The sequence below is a fragment of the Lysinibacillus sp. CTST325 genome, assembly GCF_054665055.1.
This window is the reverse complement of record NZ_BAAFHO010000003.1, coordinates 40,189-63,535: the sequence shown is the minus strand read 5'-3', so window position 1 is coordinate 63,535 and position 23,347 is coordinate 40,189. Positions and strand designations below refer to the sequence as shown.

Below are 23,347 nucleotides of genomic sequence, written 5' to 3'. Positions count from 1 at the left end.
GGAAGGTTTATGGCGGACAAGTCAGAACGTTCAAAAGAGGTAGAAGTAGAAATTACATTAGATGAAGCAAAAAAAATACTACAAGAAAAAGCAAAAACAGAAGGTGAAATTTCTATGAAAGAAATTTCAGAGAAACTAGCGCCTTATGAATTGGAGAACGAAGAGATTTTCCACTTTGCTGAGGATCTTGAAAAGGCTAAAGACATTCAAATCATTGGAAAAGAAGAGTTTGAAGAAGAAAGCTTAATGAAAGAAGAAGCAAACGAAGAGACTTTTGATTTAAATGATTTGAGTGTACCACCAGGTGTTAAAATAAATGACCCTGTACGTATGTATTTAAAAGAAATTGGTCGAGTTGATTTACTTTCTGCCGAGCAAGAAATTGCCTTAGCTGAGCGTATTGAGCAAGGTGACGAAGAAGCACGTAAACGCCTAGCTGAAGCGAACTTACGTCTTGTTGTATCGATTGCAAAACGATATGTTGGCCGTGGCATGCTATTCCTTGATTTAATTCAAGAGGGGAATATGGGGCTTATCAAGGCTGTTGAGAAATTTGACTACCGTAAAGGTTTTAAATTCTCCACTTATGCAACATGGTGGATTCGCCAAGCGATTACACGCGCAATTGCGGACCAAGCACGTACAATTCGTATTCCAGTGCATATGGTAGAAACAATTAATAAATTAATTCGTGTACAACGCCAATTACTACAAGACTTAGGTCGCGAGCCATCTCCAGAAGAAATTGGTGAGGAAATGGATTTAACACCTGAAAAAGTACGTGAAATTTTAAAAATTGCACAAGAACCAGTATCTCTTGAAACACCAATTGGAGAAGAAGATGACTCACATTTAGGAGACTTTATTGAGGATTCTGAAGCTCAATCTCCATCTGACCATGCAGCTTATGAATTGTTAAAAGAGCAATTAGAGGATGTGCTAGATACATTAACTGACCGTGAAGAAAATGTCCTTCGCTTACGTTTCGGTTTAGATGATGGTCGCACACGTACATTAGAAGAGGTAGGGAAGGTATTTGGTGTAACACGTGAACGTATTCGCCAAATTGAAGCTAAAGCACTTAGAAAGCTACGTCACCCTTCTCGCAGCAAACGTTTAAAAGACTTCTTAGAATAAAGATAAAAATTTGGGCTATCTAATTAGTAATGACTAATTGGATGGCCCTTTTTTAAGCTACTATTATATTCGCATGAAATAGGAGAATACCTGTGAATGTGAAGTAAATACCCGCGCAAAATTTTCATCATTTTTCCCTAGAACATACTAAACATAGTAAATATTTTTTCGATAAATGTTATAGCGAGTAATTAGAATGAGACAGTCTTAATATTTTTGCTACTTTATACAGATGTGTTATTAAAAATTTTAAGATAAAATTGTAATAATAACCATTATTAAGCAATGTTTGGAGTATACACTATGACAAATCCTCGAAAAAAAATAATCTTGAATGAGATATTGTTTTGGAAGCAGAATAAGTTATTACCAGAGCATTACTGTGATTTTTTAGCGGCTCTATATGCAGAGGGGGCAGATATAGAGGAGCTAGAACCAGTACATCATAAACAGGCTATATTGCCTTCAGAAAAGAGAAGGCTGCTACTTATAATTGCAAGTATATGTATTGCAATGATTACGCTGCTGTCTATTTATTTTACAATATCATCCTTGATGATAATTTTAACGGTTGTCGTTGGAATAGCTGCGGTGATATTATTTCTGACGGCGTTTCGAATGGCAAGAAAAAATGATTTATTAGCACCTGTTTTTCATTTGTTAGGTGCTGTTTTATTGTTTAGTATGTCTATTCGAATTTACACTACATATTTTAATGGAAATAATATTGCATTGTTTTGCTTGATTGCAGCAAACTGCGGGGTTTGGCTTTGGTCAGGTTTAAAAATGAAGCTACTTTATTTCACAGTCTCAGGTGTCCTAGGTTTACTGGCATTGATTAGCTATTATATCATAAACTTATTATAGGAACTCATTTTGTAAAATAGTTTCGCTGACAAAGACAAGAATCTGTTTGCTTTCAAATAGCTAACGGATTCTTTTTTGTATTAAAATTGTATCTGTAATTTTAATACATAAACTTAAATGCTCTGTTGGTAAAGACTATAATCGTATAGCTTATTTAGCTAATGGATTATTACATAAAGAAATTTTGATTTTCTTGGTATATGAATGTGCAAAGAGAGGAAAGATAACAGCGTGTAAGGAAGTCGTTAAGAAGATAATAGATAGTCCAAATATTGGGGATTTCAAGACATATTTTATCCAATAGTTACAGAAATGTCGAATTTGTTACAAACAAAGGAAAACTTAGCGAATGGTCTTTTCGTTTCATGGTTAATGAAGTACAATATTAGATGTTGACTGATTCTATATTATCATAGAAGTAGATTTACAATGAGGAGGGGAAACATATGAAAAGCAATCCAGTCGTTCCTTACATCTTAATTCTTGCATTTGGTATTGGTCTTATTTTCTTCATGTCTTTAACCGGTGCAGAGAACAAAAAAGAAATTGCTGCTGAAAAAGAGGGCGGTGGCGAAAAAACAGAAGCTACTGATGACTCTGCATTAGTACAATCTTGTATTGGCTGTCACGCTGCTGACTTAACTGGTGCTGTGGGTCCAAATCTACACGGCAAAGATGAAGCTCGTATCGTAGATGTTTTAACAAACGGAATCCCAGGAACTCCAATGACTCCTGGTATGAAAAACGAAGCGGAAGCGAAAGCAATCGCTAAGTACATTTCAACTCTAAAATAGTCTGAAAAAAGTAGCTGTACTGAAAGCGTTTAATCGTAATCGGTACAGCTACAATTTATTTATTTTCATTTCAGTTAATGAAAAATGGAGTTGCTCAAAATTTGAGTCAACTCCATTTGTTTTTTTTCACGACATCATACATACTAAGAAAGAACACTATTTAAGACAGGCGGTAAAAAAATGAACGCACAAAAATTATCAAAGCGATTAGAAGCAGTAGCAAAATATGTACCCTCTGGTGCGGTTGTAGCTGATATTGGCAGCGACCATGCATATTTGCCATGCTACTTAATTCATAAAGGTATTGCTTCTTATGCAATCGCAGGGGAAGTTGTGAAAGGACCATTTGAATCAGCAGTTGGACAAGTACAAAAAGAAGACTTAACAGAAAAAATTACAGTACGACTCGCGAATGGCTTAGCGGCTGTTGAAGAAGCTGACCATGTAGATACAGTTACTATTGCTGGAATGGGTGGACCTCTTATTGTCTCCATTTTGGAGAACCACCCTGAAAAGTTGCAAGGGGTAACAAGGCTTATTTTGCAACCAAATATTCATGCTAAAGTGATTCGCGAATGGGCATTAGCAAATAATTGGGCAATCCAGGACGAAGAGATTTTAGAGGAAGACGAAAAAATTTATGAAATTCTTATTTTGCAAAGAAGCACAATGACGTTATCGGAACCAGAAATTTTATTTGGACCGAAATTAATGCAACGAAAATCACCATCATTTATAAAAAAATGGTCACGTGAAAAAGAAAATTGGCAGCGTGTATTAAAGTCCATTGAAGGGGCAGATCAAACACCTGAAATTGAAGAAAAACGTGCAGAGTTAGTAGCGCTACTCAATTTAGTGGAAGGGGTTCTATGAGATGAAAACAGTTAACGGTCAGGAAATTATCCAATTGTTCGAATCATGGTCGCCTAAAAAACTAGCATGTATGGAAAATGACCCAATTGGTCTTGCAATCGGTACATTAAATAAACCTGTAAACAAAGTATTAGTCACATTAGATGTTAATGAAGCAGTAGCTGAGGAAGCTATTGCTCAAGGATGTGAGCTAATAATAGCGCATCATCCACCGATTTTCAGACGACTTTCGAATATTCGTACTGACAATCCAGCCGGGCGTTTATATGAAAAGCTTATAAAAAATGATATTGCCGTTTATGCTGCACATACGAATTTAGATGTAGCTGAAGGCGGTGTTAACGATTTACTAGCGGATGCTCTACAGCTTGAAAACCGTTCTATTTTAGAAGAAACATATGCGGAAAATATGTTGAAGCTAGCAGTTTTTATACCGACTACAAATGCCAATGATTTACGTGAGGCATTAGCAAAGGCAGGAGCAGGTCGTATTGGAGATTATGAAGCGTGTAGCTATACTACATTAGGAGAAGGGCGTTTCCGTGCACTAGAAGGTGCAAATCCACATGTAGGTTCAATTGATGAATTACATGTTGAAGAAGAAGTGAAGATAGAAGTAGTACTTCCGGAATCTATTAAAAATCGTGTATTAAAGGCAATGTTAAATGCACATCCATATGAAGAACCTGCCTATGATATTATCCGTTTAGACCAGCAAACGAATATAATGGGCTTAGGACGAGTTGGTTATTTACCACAAGAAATGACTCTTCATGAATTTACACAATTCGTGAAACAGCAGCTAGAAGTGCCTGCTGTCCGCGTTGTTGGCGATTTACAGTCGAAGGTGAAAAAAGTTGCGCTTGTCGGCGGGGACGGCAATAAATATATCTATTCTGCGAAACGTGCTGGGGCAGATGTATTTTTAACAGGAGATATGTATTTCCATACTGCACAGGACGCTCAAGCAATTGGTCTACAAATCGTAGATCCAGGACATCATGTGGAGAAAGTGATGATTGCAGGAGTAGCTAAAAAGATGGCAAGAATGTGTGAGGATAAAAAATACTCTGTTGAATTTGTACAATCTACTATTCATACAGAACCGTTTTTATTCGTGTAAGAGAGGGGAATATCTATGGCGAATGAAAGACCTGCCGGTAATAAGGCTGGCAAGTTATGGATGATGATTGGTTTGCTGATTGTTGTATTTGGGGTAGGTATGACATTTATGACGAATACGATGAATGCCAAAAAAATTGATACTATGACAGAGCAATGCGAAAAAGACGGTGGAGAAGCCATCGTCTCAAAGGAAAAGAGTTTTCTATCAACAAACTATTCATTTAAATGTAAACAGTAATAATAACAAGACTGAATTATAGAATTTAATATAATTCAGTCTTTTTATGTAGAAAACAAAACGCTTAAGGAAATCTTTGTGAATGTTTTGCTCTAAAAATGAGGGTGATTTCCGTTCCAGGCTACTCGCTTTCCTGTGGGCGAGCGTCGAGCCGCTTCCTCCGCTGCGCTCCGTGCAGGGTCTCGCCTGTCTCGCTTTCCCACGGGAGTCGAGTAGCCTTCCACTCCAATCAGCAATAGCGTATAACTTTTATAAATCTTAATCATTTCAAAAGTGAACACTATCACTATTCACCATAATCAAACAGAAAAGACTTATAACAGTGACAGAAATTGTAAACCTATTATTGATAACGCTTAGATTTCGCACAAAGATGCCGTCGCTGTTTCGTTGTATCATTATTAATTAGAGTAACATGCCAATAGATACATGCTAAATGGTTGATTGTAGTGGAGGCTGGGCGACTCCTTGGGGATCAGCGGCTCATCGGACGCCCCCAGGAAAGCGCCCAGCCGGAACGGAAATCAACCCCTCGTTTTGCCGAAGAGTCAAACATAATTTATTGTGAAACTTTAATATAATTCAGTCTTTTTGTGTATGCATTGATTAATTTTAGAGGGTTATGATAGGGGAGTATAATTTGCAATGAGAGGAGAGATTTGGATTGTTTATTCGATTAACAAAAGAACAACAAGAAACAATAATAGCTGATATTCAACGATTTTTCTACAATAATCGTGATGAGGATATTACAGAATTTGAAGCAGAAAGAGTATTAGAGTTTATAAAGGAAAATATTGCTCCACATATTTATAATGCGGCTATCTCGGATGCAAAATATGTTGTAGAAAGGCAATATGCATCGATTGAGGATGAACTTGCAGCATTAGAAAGACCGATTAAAATAAAATAATTTAATCCGAATTAAATAACTGGAAATTTTTATAAATATATGATATTTTTATCTTGGATTAAAGATAATTTAATTCGAAGTAAAAAACAATGGTTTCATTTATCATCAATGTATTGAATAAAGAATTGGATTCCTGTACAACATGGCTAAGAGAACTGTTTTTAGTTTCAAATGAATGATTCGGTCACAATTTGAGGGATGAATGAAGGAGGAACAACATGTTGAAAATAGGGGTAATTTTAGGGAGTACGCGTGAAGGTCGTTTAAGTCCACAAGTGGGCGAATGGGTAAAGGAAGTCGCTGGAAAACGTGGTGATGCGGAATATGAAATTATTGATATCGCAGATTTTAAATTACCACTTCTAGGTGAGCCGGGTGGAGATGCTTCAGGAGCAGCTACATGGTCACAAAAAGTTGCTGCATGTGATGGTTTTGTATTTATCGTTGCAGAGTATAACCATTCCATTACTGGGGCGTTAAAAAATGCATTAGACTACTTACGCGTGGAATGGAATAATAAGGCGGCAGGTATTGTTTCTTACGGTTCTGTTGGCGGTGCAAGAGCAGCTGAACATTTACGTGGAATTCTTGGTGAATTATTAGTTGCAGATGTTCGCGTCCATCCTGCTTTATCATTATTTACAGATTTCGAAAACGGCACGGTATTTAAACCAAAGGAAGTGCAAGCAGATTCAGTAAATCAAATGCTAGATCAACTTATTCCTTGGTCAACGGCATTAAAAACGATTCGATAGGGACCTTAAGCAGTATGTACTGAAAAAAGTGCATATTGCTTTTTTTATGCATTTAAAGACCTATGTCTAAGTGAAATATTGTCTCAAAACTTAGATAGATGGTGTTGATACTACCTTATGACTAAATTTTTTTAAAAGGTCATTGTGGTGGGAATTTTCCAAAATTGACGTTGCGGCAAAAAGCTTCTGCGTTAATTCTTTTTATAATAGGGGGTATTTTTAAGAATAGTTTAATGATTTTGGTAATAATGGAACTTATATGCGGTCGATTCGTATCTATTAATGTATCGGGATTGGATATTAGGATTTGGGGATAATCGCCAAGGAAGCATAGACAGTCGGAGATCGGATTTGTTTCGCAGGATAAAATTTTAGAAACAGAAAGGCTTGGTAATAAACGCCAGTTAGAGTAGCCAGCTTTGATGTAAAACTTAAATAAAGGAAGGGAAAGTATATGAAAATGGTTACCGTCCATCATTATGATGCGTTTAGCACGATACCTAATATGGAAAATCCAGCAGGTGTCGTCGTAGAGGGAGATCAATATAGTGAATTAGAAATGCAGGCTATTGCTAAGCAAGTAGGCTTCAATGAAACAGCCTTTGCGTTAAAATCGGATAAAGCAGATTTACGTATACGTTATTTCACGCCAGGGCATGAGATGAATTTATGTGGACATGCAACAATGGCAACAATCTATGCACTGAAAACACAAGGTTTACTAGAAAATAAGTCAAAACTAACTATTGAAACGAAGGCAGGAATTCTCCCAATTGAGATAAAAGAACAAAAAGGGAAAATTCATATTACTATGCAACATGCAGCACCTCAGTTTGAGGCATTTAACGGTTCAAAAACTAAGCTTGCACAATCTATTGGACTAACAGAGGAAGCGATACATGCTGAATTACCGATAGTCTATGGAAGTACAGGAATTTGGACATTACTAGTACCTATTAAAAATTTATCATACTTTGAAAAAATGACTCCGCAAACTGCAGATTTTCCGGATGTCCTCGAAGAAATGCCAAAAGCATCCGTGCATCCTTTTTGCTTTGAGACGTTTGATAAGAATGCAGATATGCACGCACGACATTTTTCATCACCTTATTCTGGAACAATTGAAGATATAACTACAGGTACTGCTTCTGGTGTTATGGGAGCATATTTTGCCAATTATATCGATCGAGAAGCTCAATTGCCAAAAACACTTACCGTTGAACAAGGACAGGAACTTGGAAAGGATGGGCGAGTGCATGTACATGTCAAAAATGACAATGGTAAACTGAATATTTCGATTACAGGAACTGCTGTACATGTGAAGGAACTAAAAGTGCATATATAAAAAGGGAGCCGCTTACAGTATTTTTATTACCTAGGAAGCGGCCCCTTTTGAAATGTCATCCATTCCATTAATGTTTTATTTCTTCAATGACCTTTTCTTTTAAACTTGTATCCATTGAGGAAAGCTTAACGTTATTTGTAAGGCGTTCTTGTAATTCTCTTTCTGTCATAATACCGCGTTCTTCTAGAATTTGAACAAGTAGATCTAACGTCATTAAATTTTTAATATCTGCTGCTTTTGTATCCATGTTAAATGCCTCCAAATGTATAGTATTTCTACCTCTTTAGTGTACTCCTTTTTTAGAAGGTCGGTGTAAAATGGTCAAAACAAAGCGAATTTATTTCGTGTCCCGGAATATATTGAATGATTCTAGCAGTAGTGAAAAACAAAAAAGAACGAGCTAGCTTTTATGAGAAATCAGCGACAAGTAGTTGTAAAATGCAATAAAGCTAATTAATAATTACTATATCAAAAAAACTCCTAACAATAGGAGTCCCTTTTTCATTATCTATTTAAACCAGTATGTATTTATGTTAATTAAGAGCTTACTCTCCGTTGATAGAACTTTGTTTTCCGCCGCCAAAGCAGTCCACTTCGCCGCTAAAACCTGTTTTTCCGCCGCCAAAGCAGTTTTTTCTGCCACTCGATGTGATATGCCTCCTAATTACTCATTGAGAATAAAGATTGATATAGAGTTGCTAGTAAAGCAACAAAGAGCGTATCGTCAGAGTTAAAAAGTTTAAAAGATATACCAGTACGCACAAGTTCAGATTCTATATTACTAGCGCTTGCTATTTTTTCATCATTACAATATAAATAGGCGGTTGAAGTAAAATCCTTTTCAAAGCGAAAAACGAGTCCATCCATTGTAAAAGAGTAGGAGGATTCAAGTAATTGAACCGTCTTCCGTTGTATCGGTAAAATGGATCCATCTGGCATAATCAGCTGATGGCTAACACCCTTTGTTAATAGTGTAGATTGCACTTGAAAAAGTGGTGCTCCTAAAGTAGTGCGTGATTCATAGCGGTACGGTAATGACTGTTGTGCAGCAACTAACATGATAGCATTGATTGCTTTTCCAACGGATGAACGTTCAACCTTTTGTAGCATACAAACCGTCTCATGTTGTTCATTCACAATAGGGATATTTGAAAAGCTTTCGAAAGCTTTTGGGTAGGTAAGGGTAAATGTAGTCATAAAAAAGCCTCCAATCTACTTACTATACGTAAAAGCTTAATTTCAGGTTTCACTTTTTTATTTATATTATTATTCCCGTTATCAACAAAAATTTGAAATACCGTTATGAAAAGATAGTTACCATGAACTATAAATCTATTATGACATAGAAAGAGGCAGAAGAGATTGTCTTTAATTTGCATTTGTATATGAAATTGCTGGTTTGGTGATACTTCTTTGAAATTTGTTTGCTTAGGGAAGAACTTGCAAAATAATCCATTTCCATTTTCGTTACTTCTGCGTTGCCAAGAAGAATAGGCATCTGCAGAATAAACATCAATTGGGCGTACATTGACTTGCACCACAGTTGGATTTATTTTGGTGGTAACGTACTTCCGCTTGTCAGCCGTACTACCGGGGTGGCGTTTTATTTCTCTGGAAATCGAAGAAGGTTGAAGAGTTTCGCTATTTTACGAATCGGATAACGATTCCTCTGTTTTAAAGTTGGTGTGGTAACTACATTCTACACGAGGTCGTCGTTATGGGCTTCCTTTATATTAACTTCTGGGTGTTGCACTTAATATTACAATCTGTCATTTGAAAAACCTTGTATAGCTTGAAAACCACTCCAGTCAGCTAACGCTCCACTAAAAGCATTAGTTAAAATGGTTGAAATAAAATTTATGTAATTTAAAGAAATAATTTTGGACTGTCAGATTAAATATATTATTTTCAAATATTATAATTTTGATTTTTTTGGACTAGTAGTTACATAATTGATAATCTTCCATTTATAAGTAGAATGCGGTGGGAAATTATCTCACCGCATCCATTATTCCATTGCTATTTGGCAAGGAGGTATGAATGAACAATTTGCTTCTCTAGTACTTGGTTTAGGTAATTCTGGGCATAAATTTGGATACATACTATTTTTTTGACCTGTAATAATAAACTGTGCTGCTGTTCGAGTAACCTCTGATACTTGTAAATCTAAATCAAAAAAATCTTTTTTCATAAAAAACAATTCCCTAATATAAATCAAATATTGAAATATTTGTATTTTTTATTATATTATAAAACAAAAAGAAAAACAACGACTGTTTAATATTTTCTACTTTGAGTATATATTTTACTTTTACAATAATTATTTCGAATACTCTGTTTTTTTACGGGATATAATATTATATAATTTTACCTATATTTACATTTTGTGATAAAATAAAAAATTGTTATATTAATCTATATATGTAAAATATATAAGCTCTAAATATTAAATCTAATCTACTTAAAAGAGGAGCGCTAATTATTCATGATTCAATTAAAAAATGTAACTATTCGTTTTAAAAATAAAACAGTATTTCATAATTTATATTTTAAAGCACAAAAAGGAGAAATAGTTGGCGTAGTCGCACCTAATGGGACAGGAAAAACTACCTTATTTAATTCCTTGATGAATTTTGTTATACCTTATCAAGGAGAGATTATTATTGATGGTTTAAAGCACCCGAAGAAAACGGTAGAAATTCGCAAAAAAATGACGATTTTGCCTAATCAAGCAGAGTTATACAATGATTTTAAAGGTATTGAACATCTTAAAATTTATGCGGATTTATGGGGGAATAATGGGAATATTGATGATGTTATTTCTCTTCTTCAAATGGAAGAATATATAGAAAAAAAAGTAAAAACGTATTCTCTAGGTATGCGCCAAAGGTTATGTTTTGCAATGGTATTAGCAGCTAACACGGAAATCATGTTATTAGATGAAGTTATGAATGGATTGGATCCTTATAATGTAGAGATCATTTCTAATATTTTAATAGATTTGAAGAGTAAAGGAAGGTGTATACTTATTGCTTCACACTTACTTGCAAATTTAAATCTCTATGCAAATCGTACAATTTTTTTAGCAAACGGAGAAATTGTACATGAATTAAATTTAAATAATCAAGATGAAAAATATATAATCGTTCATGCAAGTAAAAAAAAGATTCAAAAAATACAACAGTTTAACTGTTTACAGGGGGTCAAATATATTTTAGCGGAGAATATGATTGCGGTACCTGTAGATAAAATAGTTAGTCAATCAGATTTAATTGATGAAATTTTTCAAATAGATATTCAAGAAGTCAAATTAGGGATGTTGGGTAACCCTGAATACTACAATATATATTATCGGAATTCTACTAAGGAGAATTCAATATGAAAGGTTTATTTCGGCAAGAGTGGTTATTATTTATTCGTAATAAAAAAAATCTAATATGTATTATTACTTTAATTGCGCTTACATGTTTCTATAGTATTAATTCAATTCAAGATATTAATCAAACAGTAAGCATTGTAAAACAAGATACAAAAAATTATCTAAATATGCAAGATAATATCTATGCAGAATTAATTGGAAAAACAAAGGCGAACGAAAATGAATTAGATCCTCAAACTAAGTTTTATTTAAAAAATTATAAACAACTAAAAAAAACTTATAATTATTTATTAAATGATAATATTACGGGGTATACTGCAGCAATCAGTGCACAAAATGATATTTTTATAGAAGGTTTAAACCAAAGATTTTTAGTACCTGCGAAACATTATATTGAAAATTCTTCAATACCGTTAGAGCATTCTATCCATGATTACACGATTGAACGTGAAACCGCTAAGGCTATTACAAATTACGAAAAGTTGAATTATTCAGTTGTTTTTAACAAAACATCTATTCAAAAAACTGTGGATTTAATGAAATCAGGATTTGTATTAATTTTTATATTGTTGTTAATCATTTTCTCAAGTGATATAGTTTCGCAAATGCTTCATACCAAGTCAATTCATGCAGGTATACCGATTAGTTTATATAAACAGCTTTTCTTTAAAAGTTCTTTTATCATTTCCATTTCTTTCATAATAAGCTTTGCTAGTTTATTCGGTGTGCTTTTGATAAATAGTTGGAAAAATGGATCAGGAACATATTATATCCCAATGGCTATATTTAGAGATAATAAATATATTATTATAAGTTGCGGCTATTTTTTAATAATGGTTATTATATTAATGGCTTTATTGGGATGGTTTTTTGTAAGATTTGTTTTTTTGATGGAATTAATTGTGAAGAATCAATATATTACATTGTTTATAATGATAGTATTAATGTTAAGTAAAACTATATTGGAAAAAATGATGTTTATTCCTCTTAAGCTTTATAGTTATTTTCCAACTAGTTACGTAGATATTGGAAGGGTTGTTACTGGCGAAAAGGCATTTCTGTATTATGATGAAATCACAACATCTAAAGGAGTATTTGTCTACGTATGTTCCATTATTTTAATTGAAGTCTTGCACTTGCTTTTTTCTATTATACAAAATAGAAAGGGTGCGCTATTATGAATTATCTTCAATTTGAATGGAAGCAACTAATAAAAGATAAAAAAAATATCTTTACTATATTTATAATAATTGCTTACTTTATAATTTGCCCTTTTATTGCACAATATCAATCCTCTTTATCGTTAGAAGATGTAAAAAAAGAGGAGCTAGAACAAGTAGATGCGATGTTATTTATTTTTACAACTGAATATATCGAATCGGATACATCTTTCAAACAAAGTTATAAAAATTTAATAGAACAAAGACAACTCATTGTCCAACAAAATCTAAGTTTAAAAATGGATCAACTTCTCCTTTTTGTTGAGCAAGAATTACAATTAATAAATTTACAACTTAGATTAATAGAAAATTCAATGGCTGGAATTCCTAGTATGTATCAATATAATGTAAGCGATCTTTATAAAGATAAGAAAGTAATGGAATACTTAAAAGAAAATAAAATCCCAATTCGAACAACACTGTTAAATAATGTAGATGTTTTAGTTCGATCCATAGAAATTTTTATTAGTTGTATATTGCCTTTTATAACAATTTTTTATGCTTCAACAATTTTTTTAGACAATATATATAACCCATCTATTATTAATAGTATTCCTATTAATAAACGAAAGAGGCTTTTTGTAAAATATAGTGTTTATATAGGAGTCCTAATTTTGACTAGTATAATAGGAGCTATTGCTGGCTGGGCTATATGTGGATTTTTTTTAGAAAAAGGAAATTATTTCTACCCTAAAGTTATTTTTAATGGCGAAATGTTTTCGGTATTATCTACTCTAAACTATTTAGTGAGATTATCAATAGGTGCTATCTTATTGTCTTTATTACTTATTAGTTTGTCAATTTTATTAAATCATTTTTTAAAACACGCCTATGCAAACATTATTTTATTAGTTTTATTATTATTAGCTCCTGTAATTGCAAGAGAATTAGAAGATTCGATTCTCATAAAATTTGTTTATTTCTTTAATTGGCTTAATACAGTTCAAGGTGAAGATGCATATTTATTTGGCTTAGCTCTGACGTACGGTAAGGGCGTTTTAACTTTAATTGGATTGGTTGTTTTTTTCTTGTTGTGTATATTTTTGTCTGCTAAGGAAAAAGGTGTTTGAATATGTGATATCTACATTGTTATAGCAAGTTATATTTATTAAATAAAATATCAGTATGAGAATATTTTATTTTTACTTTAAGCTAATAAATATAGTTTTTATAATTTTTGATTCTAATATAAAACAAAAATTAAAACAAGTTTGAATTAAAAATTACTTTTTAAATTTAAAATTCACTATTTATTGCTAAATATGTTTGAATTAAATAAAATTCAAACTTTTAAGAAGGGAGTAAAAAGCGATAACTTGCATATTAGAACTTCAAAATCAATGTTCAATTCTTTTTGAAGAATATTTAAAGGAATTTTCAAAAAATACTTTACATATTAAATTTGAAGAAGAAAGTATTCATACTCTTAGCTATGGAATTCCAGGGAATTGTATTTTTTATGCTAGTTTAGATAAACTATATCCTCAAGACGGGTGGGATTACAAGGCCCATAAACACTTTTAGCTCTTAAACCAAAATATAAACTTTAATCTAATTGATTTGATTTGTCTCTATTTAAAAGGCTGTCCGATCATGTGAATTTCTTCACTACCGGACAGCCTTTCATTTTATTGTTGAGTTGTGACTTCGCCTGCAAGAGCCCGTTTTTCCTGCTCTGGATCGAATTCTTTTTCCATTTTAGAAACGACAACTGTTGCTACACCATTACCAATTAAGTTTGTAACGGCGCGGGCTTCTGACATAAAGCGATCGACCCCGATTAAAAGGGCAATCCCTTCTACAGGAATCATTGGGAAGGCTGCTAATGTTGCTGCGAGTGTAATAAAGCCTGAGCCTGTTACACCAGCCGCACCTTTTGATGTTAGCATTAAAATAGCAAGTAATGTAATTTGATGCCAAACATCTAAATCAACTCCATAAGCTTGTGCGATAAAAATAGCCGCCATAGATAAGTAAATGGACGTGCCATCTAAGTTAAAGGAGTACCCTGTTGGAATGACAAGCCCAACGACCTGTTTAGAACAACCGTAGTTTTCCAACTTGCGCATCATCGAAGGTAGGGCAGATTCGGATGACGATGTTCCAATAACGATAAAAATTTCATCTTTAATATATTTAATAAACTTAAAGATACTGAATCCAAAGTAACGTGTAATAAGACCAATGATGAATACGATAAAGATAAACATTGTAATATAAACGGAAAGCATTAAAAATCCTAAGTTTCCTAGTGATTTAAGACCGAAGTTTCCGATTGTGTAGCTCATAGCGCCAAATGCACCAATCGGGGAAACTTTCATGACTATATTAACAATTTTAAAGAATATATCTGCTACTTGTTCGAAAAATTTAATAACAGGTTTAGCTGGTTCACCAATCGCAGCAGCAGCTATGCCAAATAAAACAGCTGAGAATAAAACAGGTAATAACTCTCCATTTGCAAGTGCTCCGACAACATTATCAGGTATAATTTGCATAATAAATGCACCAATACCATGCTCCGTAGCGGCTGCTGCCTCTGTATATTGAGATACATCTGCTCCGTTTGCAGCAGCTGTATTAAAGCCTTTACCAGGCTTTACAATATTGACTACGATTAAGCCGATTGCTAGTGCGAAAGTAGAGACAATTTCAAAATAGATTAATGCCTTCCCGCCAATTTTACCAACTTTTTTTACATCGCCCATACTACCAATTCCAATAACAACTGTTAAGAAAATGATTGGAGCTATTAACATCTTAATTAATTTAATAAAAATATCTGCTAATATTTTCAACTTCGCTCCGAATTCTGGGAACGTAGCACCTACAATAATACCTAGCACAATGGCAATCAGTACTTGTACAGTTAAGTTTTTAAAATTTATACGCATGAAGTTCTCCCCTAACACTATTTATGAATATTATGTGAACGCTTTCATGAGGTTATCTTAGCTGAAATTTTCCGACAATAGTTTTTATGACCGTAAAGTTTCTATTGTTCATTTTGTTCATTTTTAGTTGGGAAATCTATAAAACTAGTGATATCAAGGGTTTGAAGCTGTTTTATAGTAGTTTTGGAATTTTTAAGTCTATTATAATACACAAGAAAAAAATCCCCACGTTAGTGAGGATTTTATCATTAATGAACAAAAGTATTGATCTCGCGGTGAGAAATACTTTAAGGAGAAACAATTTTTTCAATTTCCGATAAAACATCGTTTTCTTGTACATTGTTTCTATAAAAATCATAAACAGGTGCTAGTTTTTCCTTAAAGCGTTGGCGTTCCTTATTGCTCATCGTATAGATTTCAAAGTTATCTTGCTGCTTAAGTTTTTGCAAATTTTCTTCGTTCATTTCGACAGCTTGTTCAAATTGCCAATCTGTTGTTTCTTTCATAGCCTCCATAATCTGTTTTTGGATTTCCGAAGGTAGAGATTTCCAAAACTTGTCGTTCATTAGAACGGCGTAGCCTAAAATACCATGCTTAGTTAATGTCATATGCTTCTGCACTTTATAAAAACCTTTAGAATAAATATTTGACGCTGTGTTTTCTTGAGCATCGATGGCATTCGATTCTAAATCAGTAAAAACCTCGCTGAATGGAGTTGGGATTGGTGTAGCACCAACAGCCTCGAATTGCTTTTCAAGGGTTTTACTTGGCATTGTACGGACACGTAAGCCTTTTAAATCTTCAAATGTATGAATAGGGAGATCGACAGAGGTTAAATGTTTAAAGCCATTATGCCAAAATCCTAGTCCTTTTATATGAAAAGGCTTAAGCTCATTTAACAATTGTTCACCGATCGAACCTGTAAGTACCTCATGCACTTCATCATCCGTATTAAAAAGGTAAGGTAAATCAAGAACCTGCCAATTTGATATATAGGATGTCATCTTTGAGAAAGTAGGGATAATCATTTCTACTTCTCCATTTTGCAAAGCCTGAAACTCGTTTTCATCATTAAACAAGGAGGAGTTTGGGTAGACATGTACCTTCACCTTGCCATTTGTTTTTTCCTCAACAAGCTCGGCGAATTTACTTGCCGCCTGTCCTTTCGGTGTATTCTCAGCTACAACATGACTTAAATGAATCGTAATTTGCGTATTCAAACCTTTTTGCTCATCGTCATAGGGAAGAGGCTTGGCGAATAGTAAGCCTTGTTGAACACCAAACGCTATCGTTAATAATAAAACGGTTGCTATTGTACCGATAATAAATTTTTTCATCAATTACACCTAATTTATTCGTATTTTCTGATGTTTTTGTTATTCTAACATATGGAGTAAGTTAAAATATAGTAAGAGGGAGGCGTACATCTTGAAATTTCAAAAAATATCGATGAAGAGAAAAATCATGTCTCTGACTTTTTTTATTCTCATGCTCTCCTTTAGTATAGGTGGAACATTTTTGCTAGGGTTCGTCATGACTGTGCAAAAGGATAAGCTTGGAGATCAGGCTTTACTTGTGGCAAAAACAGTATCACAGCTTCCCGAGCTAAAAACTTACATATCAAATAATCATTTTAACGAGGCTACAAAACATATAAATCCTGTAGTGGAGGAAATACGTGATATAAATGGCGCACAGTATATTGTTGCACTGGATATGCAAAGGCGCAAGTACTCACATCCAAATACAGAGGAGATTGGGCAAATCTCGGAGTCAGGAGATCTAAACGCTGCGTTTTCTGAACATTATTATACATCCATTGCACATGGTGAACATGGGGATATGGTACGAGCATTCGTCCCAATCATGAGTAAAGAAGGTAAACAAATAGGCGTAGTAGTAGTGGGCTATAGTGTTTTAACTGTGGCAGAGTTGCTACAATCTATTCAAACAGAATTAATGATTACTATTTTATTATCTCTTTTCTTTAGTGCATGGGGGGCTCATACATTAGGGCTTCATATGAAAAAGCAAATGTTTGGGCTAGAGCCCCACGAAATTGCTAAAATGTATGTAGAACGAACGGAAACATTTAACGCGATGCATGAAGGGATTATTGCCATTGATAATGATTTGACAATAACAATATTTAATGAAAAAGCATGTGACATATTGGGGGTTCACAAAAAACCTTCAACATTAATAGGGAAGAAAATTTTTGACGTTTTACCTGATACACGATTACCTGAAATTTTGGAGCTAGATCAACCTATTTTTAATCGTGAGCTCTATATTAATGATCACAGTATTATGAGTAATCGTATTCCTATACAAGTTAATGGAAAAACTGTTGGGGCTGTGGCCATGTTTAAGGATCGTACAGAAGTGAAAAAGCTTGCAGAGGAACTAACGGGTGTTAAGGCATTTGTACAAGCATTACGCGTACAAACACATGAGCATAAAAATAAATTGCACACAATTGCTGGTCTATTACAACTTGGACATCATGAACAAGCACTTTCTTACTTAACACAAGTAAAAGAAGAACACGATGAAATTACAAATTTTCTAAATGAACGGATTAAAAATGAAAATATTTCCGGGCTATTGCTTAGTAAAATCTCCTATGCAAAAGAACAGGGAATTCTACTGGAGATTGACAGAGAAAGCCGTTTGACAGCATTTCCTACCAATTTAGATCATCATGATTTCGTTGTTTTATTTGGTAACTTAATTGAAAATGCTTTTGATGCATTAAGGGATGTACAAATTGAAGAAAAAATAATCCATGTTTCTGTTGATGAAGATGAGGATGTGCTGGCAATATTAGTAACAGATAATGGTAAAGGCATGACAAATGAAATCAAGGCACATATTTTTGATAATGGCTATTCGACAAAAGAGAAAAAAGGTCGAGGCATTGGACTTTTTTTAATAAAAGAAATTGTACAAAAAGGAAAGGGAGAAATCGAAGTCATAAGTGAACCGAATAAAGGAACAAGCTTTTTAATCACTTTTTACCATACTTAATAGGCTCATCATCAAATGCTGGACGACTCTTGGGGGTTCTTTTGACGTCCTAAGAAAGCGCTTGGTTGTAATGAAGATCAATCCTTTGAGTAATGTAATATGAATAGTTGAAATAGAAGCGAGAAATTCTATGGGAACAGTGTGGCGCTCTCGTAGATAGCTTCCTTAGGTGAAAATTTGCACATATAGAGATAGAACAGAGTGTATGGAGGACTAACAGTGACACAAACAAAGGTTTTATTAATAGAGGACGATCCAATGGTGCGAGAGGTTAATCGCCAATTTATTGAAAAGATAGCTGGATTTGAAGTAATTGGACAAGCCTCAAATGGAGTTGAAGGGATTGCTCAAATTCAAAAACTTAAACCAGAATTAGTATTTATGGATATTTTCATGCCAGAGCAGGATGGAGTGACAAGCTTACGAAAAATTCGTGAACTCAAGTTACCGGTAGATGTAATAACGGTAACCGCTGCTAATGATATGGAAACTGTAAAACAGGTCCTGCATCTGGGCGTCTTTGATTATATTATGAAACCTTTTTCATTTGAACGAGTGCAAGGAACACTTGAAAACTATTTGCGCTTCAAAAAGCAAATGCAAACGGAGCGTGAATTAACACAAGGAGAGCTAGATCAGTTATTCCATTATCATGATGGGCATAGTGAGGTTCAGCAATCAAATATCTTACGGTCAGAAAAAAGTTTACCTAAAGGTTTTAATCGTGCAACACTAGAGAAAGTTGTGCACTATTTGCAATCTGTAGAAGGAGCATCAGCAGAAGAAGTAGCCAGTGGTGTAGGTATTGCGCGCGTAACAGCAAGAAGATACTTAGATTATTTAGAGAAGCAAGAGGAAATTACGATGGATGTGCATTATGGTGGCATTGGTCGTCCAGTCAATTATTATTTTAGTAAATAATGAAAAATCCTGATTGTCTATTTTGACAATCAGGATTTTTTACTACTATAGATTTTGAAGTTATGGATAACCAAAGTCATAGTTATTGTCTAAGCTAAAGCGCTACATCCTCGAGGTTGCTTCGATCCATCGGGCTCTCCAGCGCTTGTCGGATGTAAACGAGCGCTTTAGCGCATTTGTTCTTAGTAAGGCATAATTTTGTCAACAGGCTTTGGCGTTTTAATTTTAGGTAAAATTTTATCTAATGTAACTGTACGCTCAATGATATGTGTTGATTCATCCTTTTCATCGAAATGCTCAAGGAATGAAATAACCTCTTTGACAATTGGTGTTGGCGTTGAAGCACCTGCTGTAACAGCGACAGAATTAATTCCTTTTAACCATTCAACTCTTAGCTCAGAAACGTCTGCAATTCGATAAGATGGAGTCCCTGCTACTTCAACAGAAACCTGCGTTAAACGATTCGAGTTATTGGATTTTGGGTCACCAACAACAATAAGTAAATCTGCCTCCCCAGCTTGCTGAGCAACTGCCTCTTGGCGGACCTGGGTTGCCAAACAAATCTCCTTATGCACTTCAATATGTGGGAATTTCTCTTTTAAACTATCCATTAAATGAGCGACATCCCATTGACTCATCGTCGTTTGATTTGTTACTAGTAATTTATCATTCGTTAAATTTAATGCATCAATATCAGTGGATGATTGCACTAAATGCACATGATCTGGTGCAACCCCAATTGCTCCCTCTGGCTCGGGATGGCCTTTTTTACCGATATATATAATATCATAGCCATTTGCTGATTTTTCGCGAATTAAATCGTGTGTAACCGTTACGTCAGGACATGTAGCATCAATGGATACTAAGCCTTTTCGCTTCGCAATTTCACGAATTTCAGGTGAAACACCATGCGCTGTGAAAATAACAGTGCCAGTCTCAACTTGTTCAATAATTTCTAAACGATTCTCGCCATCTAATGTGATGATGCCATCTGCTTCAAAGGCATCCGTGACATGTTTATTATGCACAATCATACCTAAAATGTAGATAGGTCTTGGTAATGTTTTATCGAGTGCGGCGTTTCGAGCGATGACCATCGCATCAACAACACCGTAGCAATAGCCACGTGGATTAATTTTTAATACTTGCATGGTTGTGACTCCTTTCAAGCTTACCTATCTACATTATAACGGACAGGGACGGCGAATACAAAGAAACCTTCATCTACATAGGCGGCTGGAATATACGTGGCTTAGATGGAAGTGGTTCAGCAGGAGTAAATGATCCATTTTGTCGAGACGCTTTTCGACTTTTAGTTGAGCCTGCTCCTTCACTAGCTGCTGCTGCTGCAGCTCCAGCCCCTGCGGCAGCTCCTGCAGCAGGAAGACCTTGAAATCCTTTATACAATTTTAAAAGTGACGGAATATTTTTTACCATTGGCATTGCCTGCTGAATGTAAGGCGTATATGTTTTCGCTGAGTTAAATAAGCTATTCGCCTGCTGCAAAAATGAACCGATTTTTGAAGGTTCCTGCATTGGCATTTGTCCTCCAAATGATCCTATTCCACTGGACATAGGAAAGCCACCGGGAATTCGTGGCTGATTTGGGAAGCCTCCAGGCGGGAAAAAGGACTGCGGTGACATTTGTGGAGGTGTTGGCATTTGCATTGGCATTTGCATCGGCATTTGCATTGGCATTTGCATGGGCATTCTCATGCCACCAGGATACATCGGGAACTGTGGTCTAAATACCATAACGATCTCCTTTCGATAGTGATTTAACATTGATGACATACCTGATTATAAATATGATATGCAGATGGGTAAGTTAGCGTTCGATAAGCACAAATAAATAACTAGATTGATTGTAATTGTATTCACTGTATCCTGTAAGGTTTACTTATTTCATCTGTAGTCAATTAGTGGAAAAAAATTCTTGAAAACTACACATTTTTTCACTTTTCTGCTCGATAAGAAAGGTATAATGTTTTGTTGGTAAATCATTACGTTACAAGTTAGTTGGGTGAAATATGTTACATTAATGTAAATAAATTGTTAAAACATTTTCTACTAGACTAAAATAATAGAGGTTAAAATAGGAGGTATTCTGTGACAATTAAAGTTAGAAGTATAGTGTCGTTTGGCCTTATCGTAGTATTTGTGTTAATTATGGGGGTATTTCAGCAACAAAATGCCAAATCCCAACTGGAGCAAGTACATTTGATGAAAGAAAAAACACTTCAAACGACGTTATTAGCAGATGAGATGAAGTTAGCAGTTGTACAGGTTCAGCAGTATTTGACTGATATTAGTGCCACAAGAGCACTCGATAATTTAGATGATGGATTTGAGCAAGCAAAAAAATATAGCAAAATATTTTATAAAGATTTGGAACAAATGAAGAAAATGCATCAGGAAGACCAGGAAAGATTAGATGCGATTAAAGTAGCGTTTGATGAGTATTATAGTACTGGTCAGAAAATGGCCCATGGCTATATTCAAGGTGGACCTGAGCTAGGGAATAACATGATGCTTGAATTTGATACTACATCGATTGAGATTAATGACAAAGTAGATTTGTTTCAACAAGAAAATATTACAGACATGCAAAATTCTTTAGCACATGTTGAAAAGCTTATTGATGATAATAAACAGTGGTTCTTATGGATGTTCTGCATTATTTTAATGATTTGTGTAGTAGTTGGAATTATATTTGTACGTTCCATCGTTGTTCCTGTAAATAAGCTAACTTCTGCAGCAAGGGTAATTGCTAAAGGAGATTTATGTCAACAGGATATCGAAGTTAGAACGAAAGATGAAATTAAAGATTTGGCAGATTCTTTTAATTTGATGAAGTCTAATTTACATTCACTAATACATAGCATGACGGCAAATGTTGAGCATACATCATCAGCTGCTGAAGAACTAGCAGCAAGTACAGAAGAAATTTCAAATTCCTCTCATGATATTGCAAACCTTGTAGAGAGAATGGCGATTAGTGATAACCAAGCAGCTGTTACAGGTCGTGAAAGTTCGATAGCAATGGATGAAACCGCTCAAGGTGTTCAACGTATTGCTGAGGCTACTCAAATGCTTCATTCTAAAGCAGTAGACACTCAATCTATTGCAAATGATGGTGAAAAAACGTTGCATATTGCAGAAAACCAAATGTCAATTATTCAACAATCTTCAAATACAACAAATGAACGTATTAAGAAGCTAAGCACGCAATCAGCTGAAATCATTAATATTACGAAAGTAATTACTGACATTACTGAGCAAACAAATCTGTTAGCGTTAAATGCTGCGATTGAGGCGGCTCGTGCAGGAGAGCATGGTAAAGGCTTCGCAGTCGTGGCAGATGAAGTGCGCAAATTAGCAGAGGAATCCAAAGCTTCTGCCAATCAAATAGTGGATGTAATAGCACTTATTCAACAAGAGACGAAAGAAGTAGAAAAGGCCGTAAATGTAACAGTATTAAATGTAGATGAAGGTGTCACATTTATTCAGAATGCCCAAAATGCCTTCGACGGAATTTTTAAAGCGATTAGTGAAATGACATCTCAAATCGAGGATGTATCTGCTTCTACGCAACAAATTTCTGCAAGCACTGAAGAAGTGGCAGCATCGGTCAATGAAATGTCCTCTTCTTCCAAGCATGCTGCACAGCAATCTGAAACAATAGCATCGACAATAGAAGAGCAAACTGCGACCATCCAAGAAATTAATGCTGTTGCAAAGGCATTAAGTGAAGAAGCGGTGTCCGTGAAGGAAGAAATCAATAAATTTAAAATTTAAGAGGCTTATCAGCAAAGCGAGTGGTTGATTTCCGTTTCGACTGGGCGCTTTGTTGCTG

At 34.7% G+C, this 23,347-nt stretch carries 23 protein-coding genes and 1 pseudogene; 15 read left to right on the top strand and 9 right to left on the bottom strand.

What is annotated here, in order from left to right:
• Nucleotides 1-9: 9 nt before the first annotated feature.
• From rpoD to ACYQ73_RS10040, 9 genes are all read left to right on the top strand, one after another.
• Complete coding sequence (gene rpoD / locus ACYQ73_RS10080; protein WP_049663796.1) at nucleotides 10-1,137, top strand: RNA polymerase sigma factor RpoD; 1,128 nt, start codon at nucleotides 10-12, stop codon at nucleotides 1,135-1,137.
• 303 nt (nucleotides 1,138-1,440) lie between these two features.
• Nucleotides 1,441-2,004, top strand: a complete 564-nt coding sequence (locus ACYQ73_RS10075) for a hypothetical protein (protein WP_460012380.1) — start codon at nucleotides 1,441-1,443, stop codon at nucleotides 2,002-2,004.
• A 446-nt stretch (nucleotides 2,005-2,450) separates the two neighbouring features.
• A complete protein-coding gene (locus tag ACYQ73_RS10070; protein WP_460012379.1) occupies nucleotides 2,451-2,798 on the top strand; it encodes a c-type cytochrome in 348 nt (115 codons plus the stop codon).
• A gap of 180 nt (nucleotides 2,799-2,978) precedes the next feature.
• Nucleotides 2,979-3,671 (top strand): tRNA (adenine(22)-N(1))-methyltransferase, encoded by a 693-nt coding sequence (locus ACYQ73_RS10065; protein ID WP_460012378.1) that lies wholly within the window; start codon nucleotides 2,979-2,981, stop codon nucleotides 3,669-3,671.
• Nucleotide 3,672: 1 nt separating this feature from the next.
• On the top strand, nucleotides 3,673-4,794 hold the full coding sequence (locus ACYQ73_RS10060; RefSeq protein WP_460012377.1) for a Nif3-like dinuclear metal center hexameric protein: 1,122 nt from the start codon (nucleotides 3,673-3,675) through the stop codon (nucleotides 4,792-4,794).
• Nucleotides 4,795-4,809: 15 nt separating this feature from the next.
• Nucleotides 4,810-5,034, top strand: a complete 225-nt coding sequence (locus ACYQ73_RS10055; protein ID WP_460012376.1) for a hypothetical protein — start codon at nucleotides 4,810-4,812, stop codon at nucleotides 5,032-5,034.
• Between the two features lie 664 nt (nucleotides 5,035-5,698).
• Entirely contained in the window at nucleotides 5,699-5,947 is a 249-nt protein-coding gene (locus ACYQ73_RS10050) for a DUF2164 domain-containing protein (protein WP_460012375.1), read from the top strand.
• 218 nt (nucleotides 5,948-6,165) lie between these two features.
• The gene (locus ACYQ73_RS10045; protein ID WP_460012374.1) at nucleotides 6,166-6,702 is read left to right on the top strand and encodes an NADPH-dependent FMN reductase; all 537 of its coding nucleotides are present in this window, start codon (nucleotides 6,166-6,168) and stop codon (nucleotides 6,700-6,702) included.
• A 454-nt stretch (nucleotides 6,703-7,156) separates the two neighbouring features.
• A complete protein-coding gene (locus ACYQ73_RS10040; protein WP_460012373.1) occupies nucleotides 7,157-8,047 on the top strand; it encodes a PhzF family phenazine biosynthesis isomerase in 891 nt (296 codons plus the stop codon).
• A gap of 67 nt (nucleotides 8,048-8,114) precedes the next feature.
• Here the strand turns inward: ACYQ73_RS10040 and ACYQ73_RS10035 are convergent, their stop codons facing one another.
• The 5 genes and pseudogenes from ACYQ73_RS10035 to ACYQ73_RS10015 all read right to left on the bottom strand — a co-directional run bounded on the left by ACYQ73_RS10035 (nucleotide 8,115) and on the right by ACYQ73_RS10015 (nucleotide 10,238).
• The gene (locus ACYQ73_RS10035; RefSeq protein WP_460012372.1) at nucleotides 8,115-8,294 is read right to left on the bottom strand and encodes a hypothetical protein; all 180 of its coding nucleotides are present in this window, start codon (nucleotides 8,292-8,294) and stop codon (nucleotides 8,115-8,117) included.
• Nucleotides 8,295-8,555: 261 nt separating this feature from the next.
• A complete protein-coding gene (locus ACYQ73_RS10030; protein ID WP_460012371.1) occupies nucleotides 8,556-8,690 on the bottom strand; it encodes a hypothetical protein in 135 nt (44 codons plus the stop codon).
• Between the two features lie 17 nt (nucleotides 8,691-8,707).
• Nucleotides 8,708-9,244 carry a tubby C-terminal domain-like protein gene (locus tag ACYQ73_RS10025; RefSeq protein ID WP_460012370.1) on the bottom strand — a complete coding sequence of 179 codons (537 nt, stop codon included), beginning with the start codon at nucleotides 9,242-9,244 and terminating at the stop codon, nucleotides 8,708-8,710.
• A 197-nt stretch (nucleotides 9,245-9,441) separates the two neighbouring features.
• Nucleotides 9,442-9,564, bottom strand: a pseudogene (locus ACYQ73_RS10020) (IS30 family transposase); the annotation flags it as partial.
• A 491-nt stretch (nucleotides 9,565-10,055) separates the two neighbouring features.
• Nucleotides 10,056-10,238: a hypothetical protein gene (locus tag ACYQ73_RS10015; protein ID WP_460012369.1), complete on the bottom strand. Its 183-nt coding sequence runs from the start codon at nucleotides 10,236-10,238 to the stop codon at nucleotides 10,056-10,058.
• 294 nt (nucleotides 10,239-10,532) lie between these two features.
• On the opposite strand from ACYQ73_RS10015, the gene ACYQ73_RS10010 reads away from it, so the two are divergent.
• From ACYQ73_RS10010 to ACYQ73_RS10000, 3 genes are read left to right on the top strand one after another with little or no spacing between them, the layout of a single operon-like run.
• Nucleotides 10,533-11,429, top strand: a complete 897-nt coding sequence (locus tag ACYQ73_RS10010; protein WP_460012368.1) for an ABC transporter ATP-binding protein — start codon at nucleotides 10,533-10,535, stop codon at nucleotides 11,427-11,429.
• Nucleotides 11,426-12,607, top strand: a complete 1,182-nt coding sequence (locus tag ACYQ73_RS10005; RefSeq protein ID WP_460012367.1) for a hypothetical protein — start codon at nucleotides 11,426-11,428, stop codon at nucleotides 12,605-12,607. Before ACYQ73_RS10010 ends, ACYQ73_RS10005 begins: the two co-directional genes overlap by 4 nt.
• The gene (locus tag ACYQ73_RS10000; protein WP_460012366.1) at nucleotides 12,604-13,716 is read left to right on the top strand and encodes a hypothetical protein; all 1,113 of its coding nucleotides are present in this window, start codon (nucleotides 12,604-12,606) and stop codon (nucleotides 13,714-13,716) included. The genes ACYQ73_RS10005 and ACYQ73_RS10000 overlap by 4 nt, the downstream gene beginning before the upstream one ends.
• A 558-nt stretch (nucleotides 13,717-14,274) precedes the next feature.
• Here the strand turns inward: ACYQ73_RS10000 and ACYQ73_RS09995 are convergent.
• The gene (locus ACYQ73_RS09995) at nucleotides 14,275-15,540 is read right to left on the bottom strand and encodes a dicarboxylate/amino acid:cation symporter (protein WP_460012365.1); all 1,266 of its coding nucleotides are present in this window, start codon (nucleotides 15,538-15,540) and stop codon (nucleotides 14,275-14,277) included.
• 287 nt (nucleotides 15,541-15,827) lie between these two features.
• Nucleotides 15,828-16,877 carry a TRAP transporter substrate-binding protein gene (locus ACYQ73_RS09990; RefSeq protein WP_460012364.1) on the bottom strand — a complete coding sequence of 350 codons (1,050 nt, stop codon included), beginning with the start codon at nucleotides 16,875-16,877 and terminating at the stop codon, nucleotides 15,828-15,830.
• A 112-nt stretch (nucleotides 16,878-16,989) separates the two neighbouring features.
• Here ACYQ73_RS09990 and ACYQ73_RS09985 point away from each other — a divergent pair, with 112 nt between their 5' ends.
• Both ACYQ73_RS09985 and ACYQ73_RS09980 read left to right on the top strand, forming a co-directional pair.
• Nucleotides 16,990-18,570 carry an ATP-binding protein gene (locus ACYQ73_RS09985; protein WP_460012648.1) on the top strand — a complete coding sequence of 527 codons (1,581 nt, stop codon included), beginning with the start codon at nucleotides 16,990-16,992 and terminating at the stop codon, nucleotides 18,568-18,570.
• A 219-nt stretch (nucleotides 18,571-18,789) separates the two neighbouring features.
• The gene (locus ACYQ73_RS09980) at nucleotides 18,790-19,491 is read left to right on the top strand and encodes a response regulator (RefSeq protein WP_460012363.1); all 702 of its coding nucleotides are present in this window, start codon (nucleotides 18,790-18,792) and stop codon (nucleotides 19,489-19,491) included.
• Between the two features lie 182 nt (nucleotides 19,492-19,673).
• Here ACYQ73_RS09980 and ACYQ73_RS09975 read toward each other — a convergent pair whose 3' ends face one another.
• Together ACYQ73_RS09975 and vrrA are read right to left on the bottom strand one after the other, a co-directional pair.
• A complete protein-coding gene (locus ACYQ73_RS09975; protein ID WP_460012362.1) occupies nucleotides 19,674-20,642 on the bottom strand; it encodes a 4-hydroxy-3-methylbut-2-enyl diphosphate reductase in 969 nt (322 codons plus the stop codon).
• 73 nt (nucleotides 20,643-20,715) lie between these two features.
• Entirely contained in the window at nucleotides 20,716-21,246 is a 531-nt protein-coding gene (gene vrrA / locus ACYQ73_RS09970; RefSeq protein ID WP_460012361.1) for a VrrA/YqfQ family protein, read from the bottom strand.
• Nucleotides 21,247-21,600: 354 nt separating this feature from the next.
• Here vrrA and ACYQ73_RS09965 point away from each other — a divergent pair, with 354 nt between their 5' ends.
• Nucleotides 21,601-23,289, top strand: a complete 1,689-nt coding sequence (locus tag ACYQ73_RS09965) for a methyl-accepting chemotaxis protein (RefSeq protein ID WP_460012360.1) — start codon at nucleotides 21,601-21,603, stop codon at nucleotides 23,287-23,289.
• The last annotated feature ends 58 nt before the right edge of the window (nucleotides 23,290-23,347 follow it).

Bases quoted from the DNA above. Each gene is read 5' to 3' on its own strand.
- ACYQ73_RS09995 (WP_460012365.1), bottom strand. From the start codon at position 15,540: ATGCGTATAAATTTTAAAAACTTAACTGTACAAGTACTGATTGCCATT.
- ACYQ73_RS10000 (WP_460012366.1), top strand. From the start codon at position 12,604: ATGAATTATCTTCAATTTGAATGGAAGCAACTAATAAAAGATAAAAAA.
- ACYQ73_RS09990 (WP_460012364.1), bottom strand. From the start codon at position 16,877: ATGAAAAAATTTATTATCGGTACAATAGCAACCGTTTTATTATTAACG.
- ACYQ73_RS10010 (WP_460012368.1), top strand. From the start codon at position 10,533: ATGATTCAATTAAAAAATGTAACTATTCGTTTTAAAAATAAAACAGTA.
- ACYQ73_RS10065 (WP_460012378.1), top strand. From the start codon at position 2,979: ATGAACGCACAAAAATTATCAAAGCGATTAGAAGCAGTAGCAAAATAT.
- ACYQ73_RS10005 (WP_460012367.1), top strand. From the start codon at position 11,426: ATGAAAGGTTTATTTCGGCAAGAGTGGTTATTATTTATTCGTAATAAA.
- ACYQ73_RS10060 (WP_460012377.1), top strand. From the start codon at position 3,673: ATGAAAACAGTTAACGGTCAGGAAATTATCCAATTGTTCGAATCATGG.
- ACYQ73_RS09985 (WP_460012648.1), top strand. From the start codon at position 16,990: ATGAAGAGAAAAATCATGTCTCTGACTTTTTTTATTCTCATGCTCTCC.
- ACYQ73_RS10025 (WP_460012370.1), bottom strand. From the start codon at position 9,244: ATGACTACATTTACCCTTACCTACCCAAAAGCTTTCGAAAGCTTTTCA.
- vrrA (WP_460012361.1), bottom strand. From the start codon at position 21,246: ATGGTATTTAGACCACAGTTCCCGATGTATCCTGGTGGCATGAGAATG.
- ACYQ73_RS10015 (WP_460012369.1), bottom strand. From the start codon at position 10,238: ATGAAAAAAGATTTTTTTGATTTAGATTTACAAGTATCAGAGGTTACT.
- ACYQ73_RS09975 (WP_460012362.1), bottom strand. From the start codon at position 20,642: ATGCAAGTATTAAAAATTAATCCACGTGGCTATTGCTACGGTGTTGTT.
- ACYQ73_RS10045 (WP_460012374.1), top strand. From the start codon at position 6,166: ATGTTGAAAATAGGGGTAATTTTAGGGAGTACGCGTGAAGGTCGTTTA.
- ACYQ73_RS10040 (WP_460012373.1), top strand. From the start codon at position 7,157: ATGAAAATGGTTACCGTCCATCATTATGATGCGTTTAGCACGATACCT.
- ACYQ73_RS10075 (WP_460012380.1), top strand. From the start codon at position 1,441: ATGACAAATCCTCGAAAAAAAATAATCTTGAATGAGATATTGTTTTGG.
- ACYQ73_RS10070 (WP_460012379.1), top strand. From the start codon at position 2,451: ATGAAAAGCAATCCAGTCGTTCCTTACATCTTAATTCTTGCATTTGGT.
- rpoD (WP_049663796.1), top strand. From the start codon at position 10: ATGGCGGACAAGTCAGAACGTTCAAAAGAGGTAGAAGTAGAAATTACA.
- ACYQ73_RS10055 (WP_460012376.1), top strand. From the start codon at position 4,810: ATGGCGAATGAAAGACCTGCCGGTAATAAGGCTGGCAAGTTATGGATG.
- ACYQ73_RS10035 (WP_460012372.1), bottom strand. From the start codon at position 8,294: ATGGATACAAAAGCAGCAGATATTAAAAATTTAATGACGTTAGATCTA.